This is a genomic window from Pseudomonas sp. 29, assembly GCF_002754355.1.
Taxonomy (GTDB): Bacteria; Pseudomonadota; Gammaproteobacteria; order Pseudomonadales; family Pseudomonadaceae; genus Aquipseudomonas; species Aquipseudomonas neuropathica.
Genome location: NZ_PEEY01000001.1, coordinates 3540110 through 3559407, shown reverse-complemented (window position 1 = coordinate 3559407; position 19298 = coordinate 3540110). Strand labels below are relative to the sequence as shown.

Here is a 19298-nt window from a genome sequence, read left to right as displayed (position 1 = left end):
CCGACGAAAGGGGCGTATCAGCCAACATCAATGTCGACTGACCCACCGTATTCGCGAGCAGGCTCGCTCCCACAGGGGATCTCCATATGACGGGAGCACTCAGTCGAACGTAATGCCCTGCGCCAGCGGCAACTCCAGCGAGTAGTTCACGGTGTTGGTCTGCCGGCGCATATAGGCGCGCCACGCGTCCGAGCCGGACTCACGCCCGCCACCGGTCTCTTTCTCGCCACCAAACGCGCCGCCAATTTCGGCACCGCTCGGGCCGATGTTGACGTTGGCGATGCCGCAATCGCTGCCGACTGCCGACATGAACTGCTCAGCCTCGCGCACGTCAGTGGTGAAGATGCACGACGACAAGCCTTGCGGCACGGCATTGTTCAGGCGCAGCGCTTCCTGGAAATCGCTGTAACCGACCACGTAGAGAATCGGCGCGAAGGTTTCGCTGCAGACCACGTCGCTCTGCTCGGGCATTTCAACGATGGCCGGCGAAACGTAATAGGCGTTGGGGAATTGATCTTCGAGCTGACGCTTGCCGCCGAACACTCGACCGCCTTCGCTCAATGCCTGCTCCAAGGCGTCCTGCATGTTTTCGAAGCTGTGCTTGTCGATCAGCGGGCCAACCAGATTGCCTTCCAGCGGGTTGCCGATGCGCACTTTCGAGTAAGCAGCCTTGAGACGAGTGACGATTTCTTCTTTCACAGACTCATGGGCAATCAGTCGACGCAGGGTGGTGCAACGCTGCCCGGCAGTACCGACGGCGCTGAACAGAATCGCCCGTACCGCCATGTCCAGATCGGCGCTCGGGCCGAGGATCATCGCGTTGTTACCGCCCAGCTCCAGAATGCTGCGAGCGAAACGCGCGGCGACTTTCGGCGCGACTTCACGGCCCATGCGCGTGCTGCCGGTGGCGCTGATCAGTGCGACACGCGGATCATCGACCAGCGCTTCGCCGGCATCGCGACCGCCGATGATCACCTGGCACAGGTTCGCCGGCGCATCGCTGAAATTCTTCACCACGCGATCAAACAGCGCTTGGCAGGCCAACGCGGTCAACGGGGTTTTCTCTGACGGTTTCCACACCACCGGGTTGCCGCAAACCAGCGCCAGCGTGGTGTTCCATGCCCACACCGCAACCGGGAAGTTGAACGCGCTGATCACCCCGACCACGCCCAGCGGATGCCAGGTTTCACGCATATGGTGGCCCGGACGCTCGGAGGCAATGGTCAAACCGTACAGCTGGCGGGACAGGCCGACGGCAAAATCGCAGATGTCGATCATCTCCTGCACTTCACCCAAGCCTTCCTGAGTGATCTTGCCCGCCTCCCAGGAAACCAGTTCGCCGAGATCAGCCTTGTATTCGCGCAGTACTTCACCGAATTGACGCACCAGCTCGCCACGACGCGGAGCCGGCACCTTGCGCCACTGCTCGAACGCATGATCTGCGCGACTGATGTGCTGCTCGACTTCGGCCGGGCCTTCCCAGTTCACGGCGGCGATGCGGCTGCCGTCGATCGGCGAATGCACCGGCACTTTGCCGTTCTGATAAAGGGCCGGGTTCACACCAAGACGATCAAGCAATGCGGCAACCATGGGTCACTCCTCAAGCAAAAAACTGAATGTGTGCGGACGCTTTTTCGCGACCGGGCAGGCCTTTAGTTGTAGCGTCACAATGGCGAGGCAACAAACGACCTTTACGCGAGATATCATTCCGTTTATTCATGCTGCGCTAGAAAGACAAGAAAAGGATCGGCCATGCTGAACAAACGCCACTTGCCCTCGATCACCGCCCTGCAGTGTTTCGAGGCCGTGACCCGGCACCTCAGTTTCACGCGCGCCGCCGAGGAACTGAATCTGACCCAGAGTGCGGTGAGCAAACAGGTCGCGCAGCTTGAAGAGCTGTTGCAGCATTTATTGTTTCGCCGCGTGCGTCGACGTTTGCAGATGACCCCGGCCGGGGATTTGTACTTGGTTGAAGTACGAAAAATCCTCACACAAGTGGAGATGTCGACGCATTACCTGCGTTCCTACGGCGGCGAGACCGAAGTCCTGCGCGTCTCGACGCCCTCGACCTTCGGTGCGCGCTGGCTGGTGCCGCGCCTGAAAGGCTGGCGGCTGCGCCATCCGTCGATTCATCTGGACTTGTGCAACGAGCAGGAAGCGGATGATCTGCTGCAAGGGCGCAGCGATCTGGCGTTCTATTTCGGCCAGGGTTCACGGCCCGGCACTGAGTGCCTGAAGTTGTTCGGCGAAGAGTTGGTGCCGGTGTGCGCACCGGGCAGCCTGCCTGATAAGCCGTTTACTGATCCGACGCAACTCACCGATCTGGTCCTGCTGCAAAATGCCTCGCGCCCGCAGGCCTGGCACGACTGGTTCGACAGTCAGGGTTACCAGACCGAACACAGCTATCACGGGCCGCGCTTTGAAACCTTTTATATGTGCATCCGTGCCGCGCAGGTTGGTTGCGGTGTGGCGTTGTTGCCGCGATTTCTGGTGGAAGAGGAATTGGCCGACGGCAAACTGGTCATTCCTTTTGAGCATGCCATGCCCAGCACCGATGCCTATTACCTGGCATACCCGGAGCATGCGGCGGAAGTGCCAAAGGTACGGGATTTCGTGAAGTGGATGCTGGAGCAGATCGATAGCCCGAATGACTGACCCGATTGAAAAATGTGGGAGCGAGCCTGCTCGCGAAGAGGCCGGCACATTCAATACCCATTTCGACTGAAATGACGCCTTCGCGAGCAGGCTCGCTCCGACAAGGGTTCTGCGGTGATCTAAAAAATTGCTGGCAATCTTCGTCCCTGATATGCGCCACTAGCGCCATCGATTGAGACCGCGCACGGGCGCGGCGCACCTGGAGACCCCGTTATGAGCGAGAGCGTGTTTGCCGATCGCATCGTGCAGAACCTGCTCGACACCGACTTCTACAAATTGACGATGATGCAGGCGGTGCTGCACAACTATCCCAACGTCGAAGTCGAATGGGAGTTTCGTTGCCGTAATAGCGAAGATCTGCGCCCGTATCTGGCCGAGATCCGTTTTCAGATCGAGCGTCTGGCCGAACTGAGCCTGAGCGCCGATCAACTGAGCTTTCTCGAGCGCATCAGTTTCCTCAAGCCGGACTTCCTGCGCTTTCTCGGGCTGTTCCGCTTTAACCTGCGCTATCTGCACACCGGCATCGAGAACGGCGAATTGTTCATCCGTCTGCGCGGGCCGTGGCTGCATGTGATTCTCTACGAAGTGCCGCTGCTGGCGATCGTCAGCGAAGTGCGCAACCGCTATCGCTACCGCGAAACCGTGCTGGAACAAGCGCGCGAACAGCTCTATCGCAAGTTCGACTGGCTGACCGCCAACGCCTCGGCCGACGAGTTGTCGCAACTGCAGGTCGCCGATTTCGGCACCCGCCGCCGCTTTTCGTATGGCGTGCAGGCTGAAGTGGTGAATGTACTCAAACACGACTTCCCCGGGCGTTTCGTCGGCACCAGTAACGTACACCTGTCCCGCGAGCTGGACATGAAACCGCTGGGCACCATGGCCCACGAGTGGATCATGGCGCACCAGCAACTCGGTCCACGGCTGATCGATAGCCAGATCGCCGCGCTTGATTGCTGGGTTCGCGAATACCGTGGCCTGCTCGGGATCGCGCTCACCGATTGCATCACCACCGATGCGTTCCTTGGCGACTTCGACCTGTTCTTCGCCAAGCTGTTTGACGGCCTGCGCCATGACTCCGGCGATCCTGTGGCGTGGGGCGAAAAATGCATCGCGCACTATCACAAACTCGGCATCGATCCGATGAGCAAGACCCTGGTGTTCTCCGACAGCCTGACCCTGCCCAAGTCGCTGGAGATCTTCCGTGCGCTGCACGGGCGGATCAACGTCAGCTTCGGCATCGGTACCAACCTCACCTGTGACATTCCGGGTGTCGAACCGATGAGCATCGTGCTTAAAATGACCGCCTGCAACGGCCAACCGGTGGCAAAGATCTCCGACGAGCCAGGCAAGACCCACTGTAAAGACCCGAATTTTGTCGCCTATTTGCGGCACGTTTTCCAGGTTCCTGCCGATTCCAGTCTATCTAGCAAGGAGTGAATTCATGCAAGCCGTACAGCGTGAGATTGCTGAACAGCTCAAGGTGCAACCGCCGTTCGCCGACCACAAGGCCCTGCAGGCCGAAGTCGCCCGGCGCATCACCTTTATTCAGGATTGCCTGGTCAATTCCGGGCTCAAGACGCTGGTGCTGGGCATCAGTGGCGGCGTCGACTCACTGACCGCCGGCCTGCTGGCCCAGCGGGCGATGCGCGAGTTGCGTGACCAGACCGGCGACAACAGCTACAAATTCATCGCCGTGCGTCTGCCTTACGAAACCCAGTTTGACGAACACGACGCCCAGGCCTCGGTGGATTTCATCGCGCCGGACGAGCGCCATACCGTAAATATCGGCCCGGCGGTGAAGTCGCTGGCCAGTGAAGTGGCGGCGTTTGAAGGCAAGCACGCGGTGTCGGTGGATTTCGTACTGGGCAACACCAAGGCGCGGATGCGCATGGTGGCGCAGTACACCATCGCCGGCGCGGCGCACGGTCTGGTGATCGGTACCGATCATGCGGCGGAAGCGGTGATGGGTTTCTTCACCAAGTTCGGTGACGGTGCCTGTGATCTGGCACCGCTCAGTGGTCTGGTGAAAAATCAGGTTCGTGCGATTGCGCGCAGCTTTGGTGCGCCGGAGTCGCTGGTCGAGAAAGTGCCCACGGCGGACCTTGAGGATTTGTCGCCGGGCAAACCTGATGAGGCTTCGCATGGCGTGACGTATGCCGAGATCGATGCGTTCCTGCACGGCGAACCGGTGCGTCAGGAAGCGTTCGACATCATCGTTGCGACCTACAACAAGACCCATCACAAGCGTGTGATGCCGTTTGCGCCGTAAGCGCTGATGGAATGAAAAAGCCCGCTGAGGAGTGATCCTCAGCGGGCTTTTCTTTGGCCATTACATTCATTGATGCGGATGGCCCCTTCGCGAGCAAGCTCGCTCCCACAGGTTTATCTGTTGTTCACAAAATGTGTGACCGACACAGAACCGTGTGGGAGCGAGCCTGCTCGCGAAGAACGATGACGCGGTGGTCCTGATTACTTGACAGTAATCGTGCCTTTCATCATCGAGATGTGGCCAGGGAACGAGCAGAAGAAGCCGTAGCCGCCATCAGCAATCTTCGCTACGTCAAAGGTCAGCGAATCGGTTTCCTTGGCGCCGATGATCTTGGTATGAGCGATGATGCGTGCATCACCTTCCGGCAGGTAGTTCTTGTCGATACCGGCGGCCAGGCCAGCGGTAGCGATCGGCTGCATGTCAGCTTCTTTGCTGATCACCAGGTTATGGCCCATGACGTTCTTCGGCAGGCTGCCGGAGTGAGTCAGTTCGACGGTGAAGGTCTTGCAGCTCTTGTCGATCACGATTTCCTTGGTGTTGAAGGACATCTGATCGGTGGAGTCAACGGTGGTTTTGCACTCAGCAGCCATCAATTGGCTGCTGGCCAACGCCAGCAGGGATACCGCAACAACTTTGGAAAACATGGTGAATCTCCAAGGCAGGGTTAACAAAAACACGAATGATGGAAAGACTGCCTGAAATCTTCGCAAGTTCCTATGACTTGAGTCAAAAATTGTATACAACTTTCAGGCTATGACATTCATCGAAACAATCTAACGGCCAGAATTCCCGGCCCGCCCTATGATCGGCGCATCTACTGAGACGGAGTGCCTGTCATGTTCTTTAACGGTCTGTTGTGCAGTTTGCTCGCCGCCTACGCCTGTGGCGCCAGCGGTACCTTTGAATCGCCTGAACGCGAAGTTTAGGCCTTGGATCGAGGCTTGCCAGCCATTACCCTGTCACGGATTGACCCAGGAGGAAGGCATGTCTCTGAAATCTGTGTGTGTATTTTGCGGTGCCAACGCCGGCACTGTTCCGGCCTACACCGAAGCCGCCGTCGCCCTTGGCCGGGCCTTGGCCGAACGTAAATTGACCCTGGTCTACGGCGGTGGCGCCGTGGGTTTGATGGGCATTGTTGCTGACGCGGCGCTGGCTGCCGGCGGCGAAGTCATCGGGATCATCCCGCAAAGCCTGATGGACAAGGAAATCGGCCACAAAAGCCTGACGCGCCTGGAAGTGGTCGATGGCATGCACGCGCGCAAGGCACGCATGGCCGAGCTGAGCGACGCCTTCATCGCCCTGCCCGGCGGCCTCGGCACGCTGGAAGAGCTGTTCGAAGTCTGGACCTGGGGCCAGCTCGGCTACCACGGCAAGCCGTTGGGTTTGCTGGAAGTGAACGGTTTCTACAGCAAACTCACCGCATTTCTTGACCATATCGTCGGCGAAGGCTTCGTTCGCGCGCCACACCGTGACATGCTGCAAGTGAGCGAATCAGCGCAAACCCTGCTCGATGCCCTGGATAACTGGAAGCCGACCGTCACGCCAAAATGGGTCGACCAAAAACCCGGCTAACCACGAGGCACCGATACAAGGCAGAATATGCGCCGCTCAACCTCACCTTCGACCCAAGAGGATCGCCCATGGCCAAACCCAATTACTCCTTCGCCAAACGTCAACGAGACCTGGCAAAGGAACAGAAGAAAGAGGAAAAGCTTCAGCGCAAGAAACAAACCGCTGAGGAAGCGGCACTGAACCCTGACGGTGAAGTGGCGACGCAAGATGATGTTGATGCAACCGAAGCGACTGAAACACCGAAAGATCAGGCGCCCGACGCCTGAACCCCACCGGGTTTGATCATCGAATCAGACCCTGCGGATTTGTGACGGGGCTGGCGGTTCCACTGCCGGCCCTCACAGCCCTTCCCCTCCCCAATACACCAAAATCCCCTGTGGGAGCGAGCCTGCTCGCGAAAGCGGTGTATCAGTGTAAATATTTGCTGCTGACACACCGCTATCGCGAGCAGGCTCACTCCTACAGTTTGATCGGCGTTAATCCAGGGGCATCACGGTGACGCGCACTTCCGGGTCATGATTGCCGCCGCCCAGAATCACCCCGCGCAGCGGTGACACATCGGAAAAATCCCGCCCCCACGCCAGCGTGATGTGCTCCAGCGCCGGCTGCACATTGTTGGTCGGATCGAAATCCACCCAGCCCAGCACCGGACAAAACACCGACACCCAGGCATGCGACGCATCAGCGCCGATCAGGCGTGGTTGCCCCGGCGGTGGCTGGGTCAGCAGATAGCCGCTGATATAACGCGCTGCCAGCCCTCGCGAGCGCACGCACGCCAGCATCAGGTGAGCGAAGTCCTGACAGACCCCGCGTCGTCGCTCCAGTACTTCCACCAAGGGCGTCGCCACTTGGGTCGCCTCGGCGTCGAAGGTGAATTCGCTGAAGATCTTCTGCATCAAGTCCTGCACACCGAGAAGCAATGGCTGCCCCGGCGGAAAACAGCTTTGTGAAAACTCGACGAAACTGCGCTTCAAATGTACGTACGGTGACTGGAAGCGGTAGCGACAAGCTTCGAGCAACTCAGCGGACAACGGCTGGCTGCTGTAGGTCAGCGCATCGCGGGTCAGCTCCCAGGCGGGCGACTGATTGAAATCCAGCACAGGCCGCGCCAGCACTTCCACCGTGAGTTGCGCATTGACCTGCAACTCGTCATGCGGGCGTTCGAAGGCCAGTCGGGTCAACGGATTACCAAACACATCCAGCTCATCGCGCCGTGCTGTCGGGTCCGGACTGATCAGCAATTGCTGTTCGGTGCAACGCTGCCAATCGCATTTTCGCGGCCACAAGTGCGCCAGTTGCTGCGCCAGGGAAACCGGGCTGTCGTAGTGGTAACAGGTGTCGTGGAGGATCTGGTAGCGAGCATTCATCAAACGGACACCGTGCGCTGGCTGACATCATCGACATGGGCGAAATGGCGCAGGGCCAGACGATCCGACACCTGCCCGCTGGCCTCGGCAATGTCCTGCAGCAGATCCGCCAGACCATTCAGAGCGGCTCGTACGCTGGATTCCCCGAACAGCGGATTCTCCAGACATCCCAGATCAAACCGCGCCAGACGCTCGACCAGTTGCGGCAATCCCGCCTCCCGTGGCGCCGCGAAATCATCGTTCAAACGTTTCAAGGTGCGGGTCACCAGTTTCAACTGAAACAACACCGCGTGCGGGTTCTGCTCGTCGAGCAACAACAGGTCGAGCACCGGAATCAATTGCGCCACCGCCAGATAACGTGAGCGGTAGGTGATGCTGCTGTTGCCCAACTCCAGCAACCACTCCAGGCCTGCCTGATCGAAAGCACCGGCGCCACGCAGAAACGCCGCAAGGCTGCTGCTGAGAAACTGCAGTCGCTCGATGCGCCGGCCAATCATCAGAAAGCGCCAGCCTTCGTCGCGGGTCATGTCGTCGAGAGCAAACCCGGAAAGCGCCGCCAGCGACATCACCAGCCGGTTGAGGAAGTCCAGCAGTTCGCCGAAATCAGGCTCGTCGGTGTCCAGTTCCATCGCTTCGCGCTGCAACTCCACCAGCGCTTGCCAGTTCTCCCGCGAAAGCTTGCCGCGCACCTGCGAGGCCGCCCACTGCAAACGCTGCAGGTTGGAACGCAGGCTGAACGACCAGTCCTCACCGAGCAGCGCCGCCAACAGGCGCTCAGGGAGTTCACCTTCATCCGGCAGCAGCGTCAGCCGCTCACCGAGGTCGACCGCCGCCTGCAACGCTTGCGGGTCGTCGCCGTCGACATAGCGCGCGAGCATGATCCGCAGCAGTCGCGCACTGTCGTCACAGCGTTCACAGTAACGGCCGAACCAGAACAGGTTTTCCACCACTCGCGAAGGCAGATACGGATCGCGTCGTACCAGATCATGGACCCCAACGCTGCGCTGACTCTTCCACTGCTCGCCACTGGGCGGACGATCACCGAGTATCCAAGTGTCTTTGCTCGCCCCACCGCGCTGCATCGACACTACTTCGGCATCAGCCTCGGCGGCCACCCGGGTCAGACCACCGGGCAGCACGCGATAACCGTCAGCACCCGCCACGGCGTACATGCGCATGCCGATCGCCCGTGGTTGCAGTTGACCATTTTCCGCCTGCCAGATCGGTGCCTGGGACAGTTGAGCCAATTCTTGCGCCACATAGGCATAAGGACGCGCCTGCATGCGCTCGGCAAGCGCCTGACGCTGTTTTTCACTCAGATCACGGCCAAAGACCGGCGCGAAGCTCTGCGAAGGAAATGCTGGTTTGATCAGCAGTTCGGGCAGTTTTTCCAGGGCTTGGGCCAACACCGGCGCCTCACCGCACCACCACGTCGCGATCGACGGCAAAATCAGTTCTTCGCCAAACAGGTATTGGTTGATCTTCGGCAGAAAGCCCAGCAATCCCGGCGACTCCAGCACGCCGCTACCCAGCGCATTGGCGACCAGAACCCGCCCTTGGCGTACTGCCTCAAGCAACCCGGGAACGCCGAGTGCCGAGTCCGTGCGCAACTCCAGCGGATCGCAGAAATCATCATCGAGCCGGCGCATGATCGCATGCACCCGACGCAAACCACTGAGGGTTTTCAGGTAGACCGTGGCGTCGCGCACCGTCAGGTCACCGCCCTCGACCAGTGGGTAACCGAGCTGACGAGCCAGATACAAATGTTCGAAGTAGCTTTCATTGAAGCGCCCCGGCGTGAGCAGTACCACCAGCGGTGCGTCATCGTCACTGGGCGCCTGTCGCGCGAGGGTTTCCTGCAATGTGCGGAAGAATCCCGCCAGATGCTGCACCTTCAGATCCCGGTACAACTCGGGAAAGGCCCGCGACACGATGGTGCGGTTTTCCAGGGCATACCCTGCGCCCGATGGCGCTTGTGTACGATCGGCAGTCACCCACCAGCGCCCGTCCGGCGTACGTGCCAGATCCACGGCGTACAGGTGCAGAAATATCTCTTCCGGCGGCGCGATATGCTGACACGGCCAGAGAAAGTTGTTGTGACCAAAGACCAGCTCTGCCGGCAGCAAACCTTCACTGATCAACCGCTGCGGCCCGTACAAATCTGCCAACACAGCGTTGAGCAGTCGCGCGCGCTGAGCGATGCCTGCCGACAATTGCTGCCATTCATCCGCCGCAATCACATGCGGCAACAGATCCAGCTCCCATGGCCGATCCGCGCCTTTCGGGTCGGCATAGACGTTATAAGTGACGCCGTTTTCCTGAATCTGCCGCGCCAGCAGTGCCTGACGCTGCAGCAGTTGCGCCGGCGTGCTGCGCTGCAACTGATCGAACAAACGCCGCCAGTGCGGGCGCACCGCGCCACTGCCGTCGAGCAGTTCGTGATAAGTGCCCGCCGTAAGCGGGTAGCGGTCTAGCAGGTCAGGCATGGAAAGCTCGGCAGACAGCAAGGAACGGTCAGACTAACGCAGGCACATGACGCGCGGATATACGAAAAATCCGCGTGTCGCGTAGGCCTTAGAAACGTCGCAAATCGATTGTCATCGGTAGCTCGTCACTGATTTCCACGTTGGGTATAGGAAGTTTCCCCGGCGTGTGTCCGACGCGGAAGAATCGCGCCATGCGCCGGCTCTCCGCTTCGTTGGCATTGACCGGCAACGTCTCGTAATTACGCCCGCCCGGATGCGCGACGTGGTACTGGCAACCGCCCAGCGAACGCCCCATCCAGGTATCGAGCAGGTCGAATACCAGCGGTGCGTGCACGGGTATTGTCGGTTGCAGACAGTTGGCCGGCTGCCATGCGCGGTAACGCACACCCGCGACAAACTCGCCAACCCGTCCGGTCGGATGCAACGGCACGGCGATGCCGTTACAGGTCAGCAGATAGCGCTGCGGCGGCAGGCCTTTGACCTTGACCTGCAAACGCTCCAGCGATGAGTCGACGTAACGCACCGTGCCGCCAGCCGCGCCCTCCTCGCCCAGGACATGCCACGGTTCCAGCGCCTGACGCAGCTCCAGTTCGATGCCGTTGACGGCGTAATCGCCGACCTTGGGAAAACGAAACTCCAGGTGAGCGGCAAACCATTCCGCGCGCAGCGGATAACCGGCGTTATTCAGTTCGACGATGACATCGGCGAAATCCTGTTCGATAAAGTGCGGCAGCAGGAAGCGGTCGTGCAGTTCAGTGCCCCAGCGCGCCAGTTTCGGCGGCGCATAAGGTTCGCGCCAGAAACGCGCGACCAGTGCCCGCAGCAACAACTGCTGGGCCAGGCTCATGCGCGCATGGGGCGGCATTTCAAAAGCACGCAGCTCAAGCAAGCCGAGACGCCCGGTGGCGCCGTCCGGTGAATACAGTTTGTCGATGCAGAACTCGGCACGGTGCGTGTTGCCGGTGACGTCGATCAGCAGGTTGCGCAGCAGTCGATCAACCAGCCACGGCGCGCATTCCTCGCCCGGCTCGGGCATCTGCGCAAAAGCGATTTCCAGTTCATATAAAGCATCATTACGCGCCTCATCGACACGCGGCGCCTGCGATGTCGGGCCAATGAACAAGCCGGAAAACAGATACGACAACGATGGATGGTTGTGCCAGTAACCGATCAGACTGCGCAGCAGATCCGGGCGGCGCAGAAACGGTGAGTCCGCCGGCGTCGCACCACCGAGAACGAAATGGTTGCCACCGCCGGTGCCGGTGTGACGACCGTCGATCATGAATTTCTCGGTGGTCAGGCGGGTCTGGCGCGCCTCTTCATAGAGAAATTCGGTGCGTTCGACCAACTCGTCCCAAGTCGCCGACGGCTGCACATTGACCTCGATCACACCCGGGTCGGGGGTGATGCGGAAATTGCTCAGACGCGGATCGCTCGGCGGCTCATAGCCTTCCAGCAGCACCGGGCAATGCAGCTCTTCGGCGGTGGCTTCGATGGCGGCCACCAGTTCCAGATAATCCTCAACCCGCTCCAGCGGCGGCATGAACAGGTACAAACGCCCCTCGCGGGCTTCGGCGCAGAATGCAGTGCGGGTCAGCCAGTCGGCAGATTCGTCGATTTTTGGCACGCGTTCGTCAGTCGCGGCAGGTTCGCCATGACTGTTGAGCTGCGCGTTTTCCGGCAGCTCAGGGAAGTCCTGATTCGGATCCTGAGGATGAATGAACGGATACTCGGCGGCCTTCACCCACGGCTGCGCCCCCAACGGCAGGCGATAGCCCAGCGGCGAATCCCCCGGCACCAGTCGGCAATGTTCGTCACGCAGATACCAGCGCCCGCTCTGCCATTGATCGCCTTTGGCGGTGCGCGCCAGCGGCAACACCTGACCGATTACCTTGTTCAGGCCCTGACTGAACACCTTGCGCAGGCGTGCGCGCTCCAGCGGTTCCTCAAGACGTGAGTCTTCGGCGCTGACATTGCTCGGCAACGTGCCCTCGCGCCAGAGGTAGTAGAAATTGTCTTCGTAGGCCGGGAAGACAAAACGTGTAGGCAATTTCAGGCGCTCGGCGACACTGGCGAGGAAGCGTCCGGCCAGCTCGCCATCCGCTCCATAGTCCTGCTGCTCATCGGCAATCAGTGCGTTGTTGTGCCAGATCGGCACACCGTCGCGACGCCAATAGCAATTGAGCGACCAGCGCGGCAGTTGCTCGCCGGGATACCACTTGCCCTGGCCGAAATGCACCAGACCTTGCGGCGCGTAATGCGTGCGCATGCGCTGGAACAGTTCAGCGGAAAGTCGCCGCTTGGCCGGCCCCAGCGCGGCGGTGTTCCACTCGGCGCCATCCGGGTCATCGATGGAAACGAAGGTCGGCTCGCCGCCCATGGTCAGGCGCACGTCATCCGCCAGCAGATCGGCATCGATCTGCCGGCCCAGCGCCTGAATCGCCAGCCATTGCTCATCGGTGTAGGGCTTGGTGACGCGCGGCGCCTCCCAGATCCGCTCCACCGACATTTCATGGCTGAACTCACATTCGCATGGCTCGACCAAGCCACTGATCGGTGCCGCCGAGGACGGATCGGGACTACACGCCAACGGGATATGCCCTTCGCCGGCGAACAGCCCGGAAGTGGCGTCCAGGCCGATCCAGCCAGCGCCAGGCAAATACACCTCGCACCAGGCGTGCAGGTCAGTGAAATCGACTTCAGTGCCGGACGGGCCATCGAGGCTTTTCACGTCGGCGGTCAGTTGAATCAGATAACCGGAGACAAACCGCGCGGCCAACCCGAGGTTGCGCAGCAGTTGCACCAGCAACCACGCCGAATCGCGGCATGAACCGGAGGCGTGCTCAAGGGTGTGTTCCGGGGTCTGCACGCCCGGTTCCATGCGAATCAGGTAGCCGATGTCTTCGCTCAAGCGCTGGTTGAGCGCCACAAGGAAGTCCACCGCCGGCAGCGGCGTGCGGTCGATGGCGTCCAGATAGGCTTTGAATTTCGGCGTCAGCGGCAGGGTTTCGAGGTACGGCGCAAGTTCCTTGCGCTCATCGGCGGCGTAGGAGAAAGGGATTTTCTCGGCGTAGGGTTCGAGGAAGAAGTCGAACGGGTTGAACACCGCCATTTCGGCGAGCAGATCGACCTCGATGCGCAACTCATTGGTTTTCTCGGGAAACACCAATCGCGCGAGGTAGTTGCCCTGCGGGTCTTGCTGCCAGTTGATGAAATGCTGCTCGGGCGAAACTTTCAGGGCATACGACAGAATCCGCGTGCGGCTGTGGGCAGCCGGGCGCAGACGTACGATCTGCGGGCCGAGTTCGACAGCGCGGTCATAGCGGTAATGCGTGACGTGATGCAATGCGACATGAATCGACACGGCGTGCCTCCTGCGAGCCTAAGCGTATTCGAAAGCGCGCAAGACTTATGCCATGCAGAGGCTTGGGCGCTTTCCCGGAATGCTTAGGGCAGTACAGCACCAAAATCGGGCGATGCGGGGAAATGGTTTGGGCTGATTGCACGTAAATGTTGCGAAGAGCCCCTCACCCTAACCCTCCCGAAACGTCGGACCGCCCGTAGGGAGAGGGGACTGACCGAGTTGACTAAGCGAGCTACACCGACCTGAAGGTCTTGAGTCGAACTCAAATCTTGAAAAGCATGGAGATCTGCTCCCTTCCCCCTCGCCCCCCATGGGGGAGAGGGCTGGGGTGAGGGGGATGGATCTCCCGGACAACCCAATATCCAGCCCCTGCAATGCAAAACGCCAACCCGAAGGTTGGCGTTCTGCTCATCTCAAGCGATGTTTAGCGCGGTACGACCGGCTTGCGGGTCGGCTTCGGCCCTTTGCCTTTCGCGGCGTCTTTGCGCTCTTTCGCAGCCTGCTGGTTACGGGCAAACGCCGCCGCCTTGGCCTGCTCCCGCTTGTCCCAAGGGTTACCACCATCACTGGCACGTGGCGGCAAGCCAGTGTGCTGGGTGAGAATCTTGGTGGTCTTCTCTTTACCGTCCTTCGCCACTTTATGGCTGCCGGCCGGCGTCGAGTTTTTGCGACGGGCGCTCTGGTAGCTGTCAGTCGCCGGTTGATGCGTCGGGATCAACTGATCCTTGCCCGAACCGATCAGATCACCACGGCCCATGCGGATCAGCGCTTCACGCAGCATCGGCCAGCCTTTCGGGTCGTGATAACGCAAGAACGCCTTGTGCAGACGACGTTGCTCTTCGCTCTTGACGATGGTCACGCCGTCGCTCTTGTAGGTGACCTTGCGCAGCGGGTTCTTGCCCGAGTGGTACATCGCGGTGGCGGTGGCCATCGGCGACGGGTAGAACGCCTGCACCTGGTCGGCGCGGAAGCCGTTGCCCTTGAGCCACAGGGCCAGGTTCATCATGTCTTCGTCGGTGGTGCCCGGGTGGGCGGCGATGAAGTACGGAATCAGGTACTGCTCTTTGCCCGCTTCCTTGGTGTACTTCTCGAACATGCGCTTGAACTTGTCATAGCTGCCGATGCCCGGTTTCATCATCTGGTTGAGCGGACCTTCCTCGGTGTGTTCCGGGGCGATCTTCAGGTAACCACCGACGTGGTGGGTCACCAGCTCTTTGACGTACTCCGGCGACTCGACCGCGAGGTCGTAGCGCAGGCCGGAAGCAATCAGAATCTTCTTCACACCCGGCAAGGCACGAGCGCTGCGGTACAGCTGAATCAGCGACGAGTGGTCGGTATTCAGGTTTGGGCAGATGCCCGGGAACACGCAGGACGGCTTGCGGCACGCGGATTCGATTTCCGGTGTCTTGCAGGCGATGCGGTACATGTTCGCGGTCGGGCCGCCGAGGTCGGAGATGACCCCGGTGAAACCTGGCACCTTGTCGCGGATCTCTTCGATTTCGCGAATGATCGACTCTTCGGAACGGTTCTGAATGATCCGGCCTTCGTGCTCAGTGATCGAGCAGAAGGTGCAGCCACCGAAGCAGCCACGCATGATGTTCACCGAGAAACGGATCATGTCGTAGGCCGGGATCTTCTCCTTGCCGTACGCCGGGTGCGGGACACGGGCGTAAGGCATGCCGAACACGTAGTCCATTTCTTCAGTGGTCATCGGAATCGGCGGCGGGTTGAACCAGACGTCGACTTCACCGTGCTTCTGCACCAGCGCACGGGCGTTGCCCGGGTTGGTTTCGAGGTGCAGCACGCGGTTGGCGTGGGCATACAGAACGGCGTCGCCGCGCACCTTTTCTACCGATGGCAGGCGAATCACGGTCTTGTCACGGGTCATGCGCGGGCTGGCCAGGATCTGTACGACCTTGGCTTCCTGCGGATCGTCGACCGGACCTTTTTCCTGCTCGATGGCGCAGGCCTGGGTGTCCTGGGTGTTCACGTACGGGTTGATGATCTTGTCGACCTTGCCCGGACGGTCGATACGCGTCGAGTCGACTTCGTACCAGTCTTTCGGCGTATCGCGACGGATGAACGCGGTGCCGCGCACGTCGGTGATGTCTTCGATCTTGTGCCCGTAGGACAGGCGCTGGGCGACTTCGACGATCGCGCGCTCGGCGTTGCCGTACAGCAGAATGTCGGCGCTGGCGTCGATCAGGATCGAGTTACGCACGCGATCCTGCCAGTAGTCGTAGTGGGCAATGCGGCGCAGGGACGCTTCGATGCCGCCGAGCACGATCGGCACGTGCTTGTAGGCTTCTTTGCAGCGCTGGCTGTAGACCAGGCTCGCGCGGTCCGGACGCTTGCCGGCCATGCCGCCGGGCGTATAGGCGTCGTCGGAACGGATTTTCTTGTCCGCGGTGTAGCGATTGATCATCGAGTCCATGTTGCCCGCCGCAACCCCGAAGAACAGGTTCGGCTCGCCGAGCTTCATGAAATCGTCTTTGGACTGCCAGTTTGGCTGGGCAATGATCCCGACACGGAAGCCCTGGGACTCCAGCAGCCGGCCAATGATCGCCATGCCAAACGAAGGGTGATCGACGTAGGCATCACCGGTAACAATGATGATGTCGCACGAATCCCAGCCAAGCTGATCCATCTCCTCCCTGCTCATCGGCAGGAATGGCGCTGGCCCGAAACATTCGGCCCAATATTTTGGATAGTCAAATAACGGCTTGGCTGCTTGCATGTCGACGACCGGTGTTGAAGTGAAAATTCGCGGGCGCGGAATATAGCACAAAAAATAACCAATTCCGACGGCAATGGTCGGTTTCTCTTACAACCCGCGTCGAGCCTGCCCGATACCCCGTAACAGGCAAAAAAATCATCGTTCAAACTTAACATTCATCAGTCCGGTGCCTGCGCCGACTGATGTGGCAACCCTTCAAGGATGAAGCAATGTCACCCAAACAGCCCGCCAAGGGCAGCATCAAAGTCAAGACCCCAACCAGCCCGGATGCGCCGCAGCAAGGCAATACCGGGCGAGCGCCACGGACGGGGCCTGAACCGTCCCTGCCTGTCTCCTCTGCGACGCGTCCGGGCGGCACTCACGGCACTGCCAGCCCTGAGGTAACAAGACCGTCTCCCGTCGTCATCACGCACACAGCAACCGCCTCGGTGAAAACGGGCGCAACGGGAGCAAAATCGCTGGAGAGTTACCGTATCCCCGCACCTGACCGTTTGCCCCAGGCCAATACCGAGGGCTTGAGGATGTACAAGGGCCGCGAATACGTCGATGTCGCGCACGGCAGCATCGTGATGGTCGGCATCGATCCGCAGACCGGCCTCTACCGCGCCCAACTCGCAGCCGAGCGGGTTGCCAGTGGTCCGCTACTGCTGCGCGACACCGACAGCGGTCTGTGGCATTCGCTCAAGGACGGTGACGCCGTGACCTTGATTGACCCTCACCTGCAGACGTTGCGCACGGATCTCGAAATCACACGCGCCAAGGCCGACAGCGACGGGTTATTGCGCCACGAGGGCCGACTGTACCTGTCCCTGCACAACCACGTTTATCAGGTCATGCACGATGTGAGTGCCTCCACGGCGACACAAAAAGCGTGGCGTATCGTCAACCCGAAAGACCCCGTGGCAACCGATATCGCAAATATCTACCGCGCCAGCCGCAGCGGCGAAACGCGGACTGTGCGGCGCGATGAGGGCAATCGCTGGGTTTATCATTTGCCAGAGCTGAAGGGAGGTATTCAGGACGCGGAGATTGCCCGCCTGAGTAAAGACACGTTGTTGCAGATGCATGAGCCTTTTCAAAAGGCCCACACGGAATTGACGAATTCGTCGGAGCGTCACAACACGCTCTGGGCAGAAACCCAGAAACTGCCGCAGGGCAGTGCAGAGCAAAACGCAAAACTGCTGAGCCTGGAAGTGCATTTGCTCAAGCATGTGCAAAAACAGGCGGATTTCGTAGAGTCGCTGGTGCTCAACAGAAAATGGCTGACCCTTGCGAAAGCCAGCGGGCTATTCAAGCAGGAACTGCAGACTTTCCGCATAGAACGCGCCGAATTTCTGAACCGCCTCATGGCGGCCATGGACCTGCGGGTCAAGCCTACCGTCTCCAGTCTGGATGCCGACAGTTGCAAGCGGATCATCCCTCACCTGAACAAGAAGCTGAGGTTTATCGAAGAACGTGAAGTGGTGTTGGCAGAAATCAGAAAAGCCGACCCGGGAGCGGCACCGATACTCGAAGAAATCAGGCAGCAAGTGCCGTCGCCCGAGCGCATCAACTTCAACAAGCTGACCCTCTACGTGCACCTGTATGCGGGCACGCCCGACCATTCGCCCAATACCACCATGCCGTCGCTTTCCTGCGTCGATCTGGTCACCGGAGACCTGAAAAACATTCCGCAACACGAGCACCCCATGGCACTGCTTTTGAGCCTGGATCAGATCAGGGCGGACAAATCACGATTTGAAATGCAACTGGCCACCCACGCTGACAGCGATGCCTCTCGGGCCGGGTACCTCAAGGAAATCCTAAGTTTGATCGACCCACTCGAGAGGCGAATCGATAACAGGCTCAGCGACATTCTGGAGTCGATCGGGCGCGACCGCGAACTGCCCAACATCGACCACGATATCGATTTTGACTTCCTTCCAACGCTCCCCGACCCTTCCGAAAGCTCCCGCCCGTTAACGCCCAGGAAAGTTTTCCGGGTCCGCCAACACGGTACTTACCGGGTTCTGGTCGGTGAAACGGAAACGGCTCAGGACGGCAATGTCATCGTCAGGGTTCCGGACCCGTTGCGCCCCGGCTCTCCATCCGCTCGCTACGAAAAAAGACAAGGCGAATGGTTGCCAGTGCGCCTGCCCATCACCAGTACACCCAGACCACAGCTGGTCGCCGAGGCTAACCGGTTACTGGCCGACGTCGAACAACACGTTGCCAAGGCCAGGGTGGACGAGGCGAGAAAAACCAATCCGACCGATATTGTCGAAGACCTGAGTAAAGAGACTGAACGACTGAACGAGCAGGCAAGGCGCCTGGAAAGCCATGAAGACGCGGACACCGAAATCCTCGACCTGGCTGCGCGCTTGCGAAGCGCTGGCGGGTCACTGGACGCGCATGGCCAAAGTGTTCTGGTGCGCATGTACAAGAACAGGGAGGTGCTCGACATCATGCGCTTGAACTATCTGATGGATGCCGACGAAGTCAGCGTGAGCAAAACCGTTGATCGCAAGCCATCGGGCAAAGGCAAGGGCAAGTCGTTTCTCGACGTTTATTCGATCACTGATCGCGCCGATGACGCACCGTTATGGGAGGCACACTTCCACTATGACCAGCACAACGCCGCGCCACTGAGTTTCACCACAAGAGGCGGCCACCTCAAAACCCTCGAACAGAGCCGACGCGGTATCGAGTCTCAGCGCCGCGATGAACAGGCAGGCTTGCCGCACGTGGCCATCTGGCGCCAGACCTTCGATGGCAAGACCGCGAGCAAGATTTTTGCACTGGCCAGCGAGGCTGGCGTGCCTTCCAGGCCTGAGTAAAGGACTCAGGGCCATACGATCAATCAGGCAAT

12 protein-coding genes are annotated in these 19298 nt (G+C 60.0%); 6 read left to right on the top strand and 6 right to left on the bottom strand.

Annotated features, from left to right (window positions below; all coding sequences use genetic code 11):
- Window positions 1–99: 99 nt before the first annotated feature.
- On the bottom strand, window positions 100–1590 hold the full coding sequence (gene amaB / locus CLU80_RS16425) for an L-piperidine-6-carboxylate dehydrogenase (protein ID WP_099757852.1): 1491 nt from the start codon (window positions 1588–1590) through the stop codon (window positions 100–102).
- 162 nt (window positions 1591–1752) lie between these two features.
- Here amaB and CLU80_RS16420 point away from each other — a divergent pair, with 162 nt between their 5' ends.
- The 3 genes from CLU80_RS16420 (at window position 1753) to nadE (ending at window position 4924) form a co-directional block, all read left to right on the top strand.
- Entirely contained in the window at window positions 1753–2655 is a 903-nt protein-coding gene (locus CLU80_RS16420) for a LysR family transcriptional regulator (RefSeq protein WP_095047312.1), read from the top strand.
- 213 nt (window positions 2656–2868) lie between these two features.
- Entirely contained in the window at window positions 2869–4092 is a 1224-nt protein-coding gene (gene pncB / locus CLU80_RS16415; RefSeq protein ID WP_093430192.1) for a nicotinate phosphoribosyltransferase, read from the top strand.
- Window positions 4093–4096: 4 nt separating this feature from the next.
- The gene (nadE, locus tag CLU80_RS16410; protein ID WP_093430191.1) at window positions 4097–4924 is read left to right on the top strand and encodes an NAD(+) synthase; all 828 of its coding nucleotides are present in this window, start codon (window positions 4097–4099) and stop codon (window positions 4922–4924) included.
- Between the two features lie 200 nt (window positions 4925–5124).
- Here nadE and azu read toward each other — a convergent pair whose 3' ends face one another.
- Window positions 5125–5568, bottom strand: coding sequence for an azurin (azu, locus tag CLU80_RS16405; RefSeq protein WP_008078296.1), 444 nt, complete (start codon window positions 5566–5568; stop codon window positions 5125–5127).
- Window positions 5569–5908: 340 nt separating this feature from the next.
- On the opposite strand from azu, the gene CLU80_RS16400 reads away from it, so the two are divergent.
- Both CLU80_RS16400 and CLU80_RS16395 read left to right on the top strand, forming a co-directional pair.
- Window positions 5909–6496 carry a cytokinin riboside 5'-monophosphate phosphoribohydrolase gene (locus CLU80_RS16400; RefSeq protein WP_093430190.1) on the top strand — a complete coding sequence of 196 codons (588 nt, stop codon included), beginning with the start codon at window positions 5909–5911 and terminating at the stop codon, window positions 6494–6496.
- Between the two features lie 68 nt (window positions 6497–6564).
- Window positions 6565–6762 (top strand): hypothetical protein, encoded by a 198-nt coding sequence (locus CLU80_RS16395; protein ID WP_095047310.1) that lies wholly within the window; start codon window positions 6565–6567, stop codon window positions 6760–6762.
- A 210-nt stretch (window positions 6763–6972) separates the two neighbouring features.
- Here CLU80_RS16395 and CLU80_RS16385 read toward each other — a convergent pair whose 3' ends face one another.
- From CLU80_RS16385 to CLU80_RS16370, 4 genes are all read right to left on the bottom strand, one after another.
- Complete coding sequence (locus tag CLU80_RS16385; RefSeq protein WP_099757850.1) at window positions 6973–7863, bottom strand: transglutaminase family protein; 891 nt, start codon at window positions 7861–7863, stop codon at window positions 6973–6975.
- Window positions 7863–10349 carry a circularly permuted type 2 ATP-grasp protein gene (locus tag CLU80_RS16380; RefSeq protein WP_099757849.1) on the bottom strand — a complete coding sequence of 829 codons (2487 nt, stop codon included), beginning with the start codon at window positions 10347–10349 and terminating at the stop codon, window positions 7863–7865. The genes CLU80_RS16385 and CLU80_RS16380 overlap by 1 nt, the downstream gene beginning before the upstream one ends.
- Window positions 10350–10437: 88 nt before the next feature.
- The gene (locus CLU80_RS16375) at window positions 10438–13713 is read right to left on the bottom strand and encodes a transglutaminase family protein (protein WP_099757848.1); all 3276 of its coding nucleotides are present in this window, start codon (window positions 13711–13713) and stop codon (window positions 10438–10440) included.
- A 424-nt stretch (window positions 13714–14137) separates the two neighbouring features.
- On the bottom strand, window positions 14138–16450 hold the full coding sequence (locus CLU80_RS16370) for a YgiQ family radical SAM protein (RefSeq protein WP_099757847.1): 2313 nt from the start codon (window positions 16448–16450) through the stop codon (window positions 14138–14140).
- Window positions 16451–16659: 209 nt separating this feature from the next.
- On the opposite strand from CLU80_RS16370, the gene CLU80_RS16365 reads away from it, so the two are divergent.
- Window positions 16660–19266 (top strand): hypothetical protein, encoded by a 2607-nt coding sequence (locus tag CLU80_RS16365; RefSeq protein ID WP_286079745.1) that lies wholly within the window; start codon window positions 16660–16662, stop codon window positions 19264–19266.
- The last annotated feature ends 32 nt before the right edge of the window (window positions 19267–19298 follow it).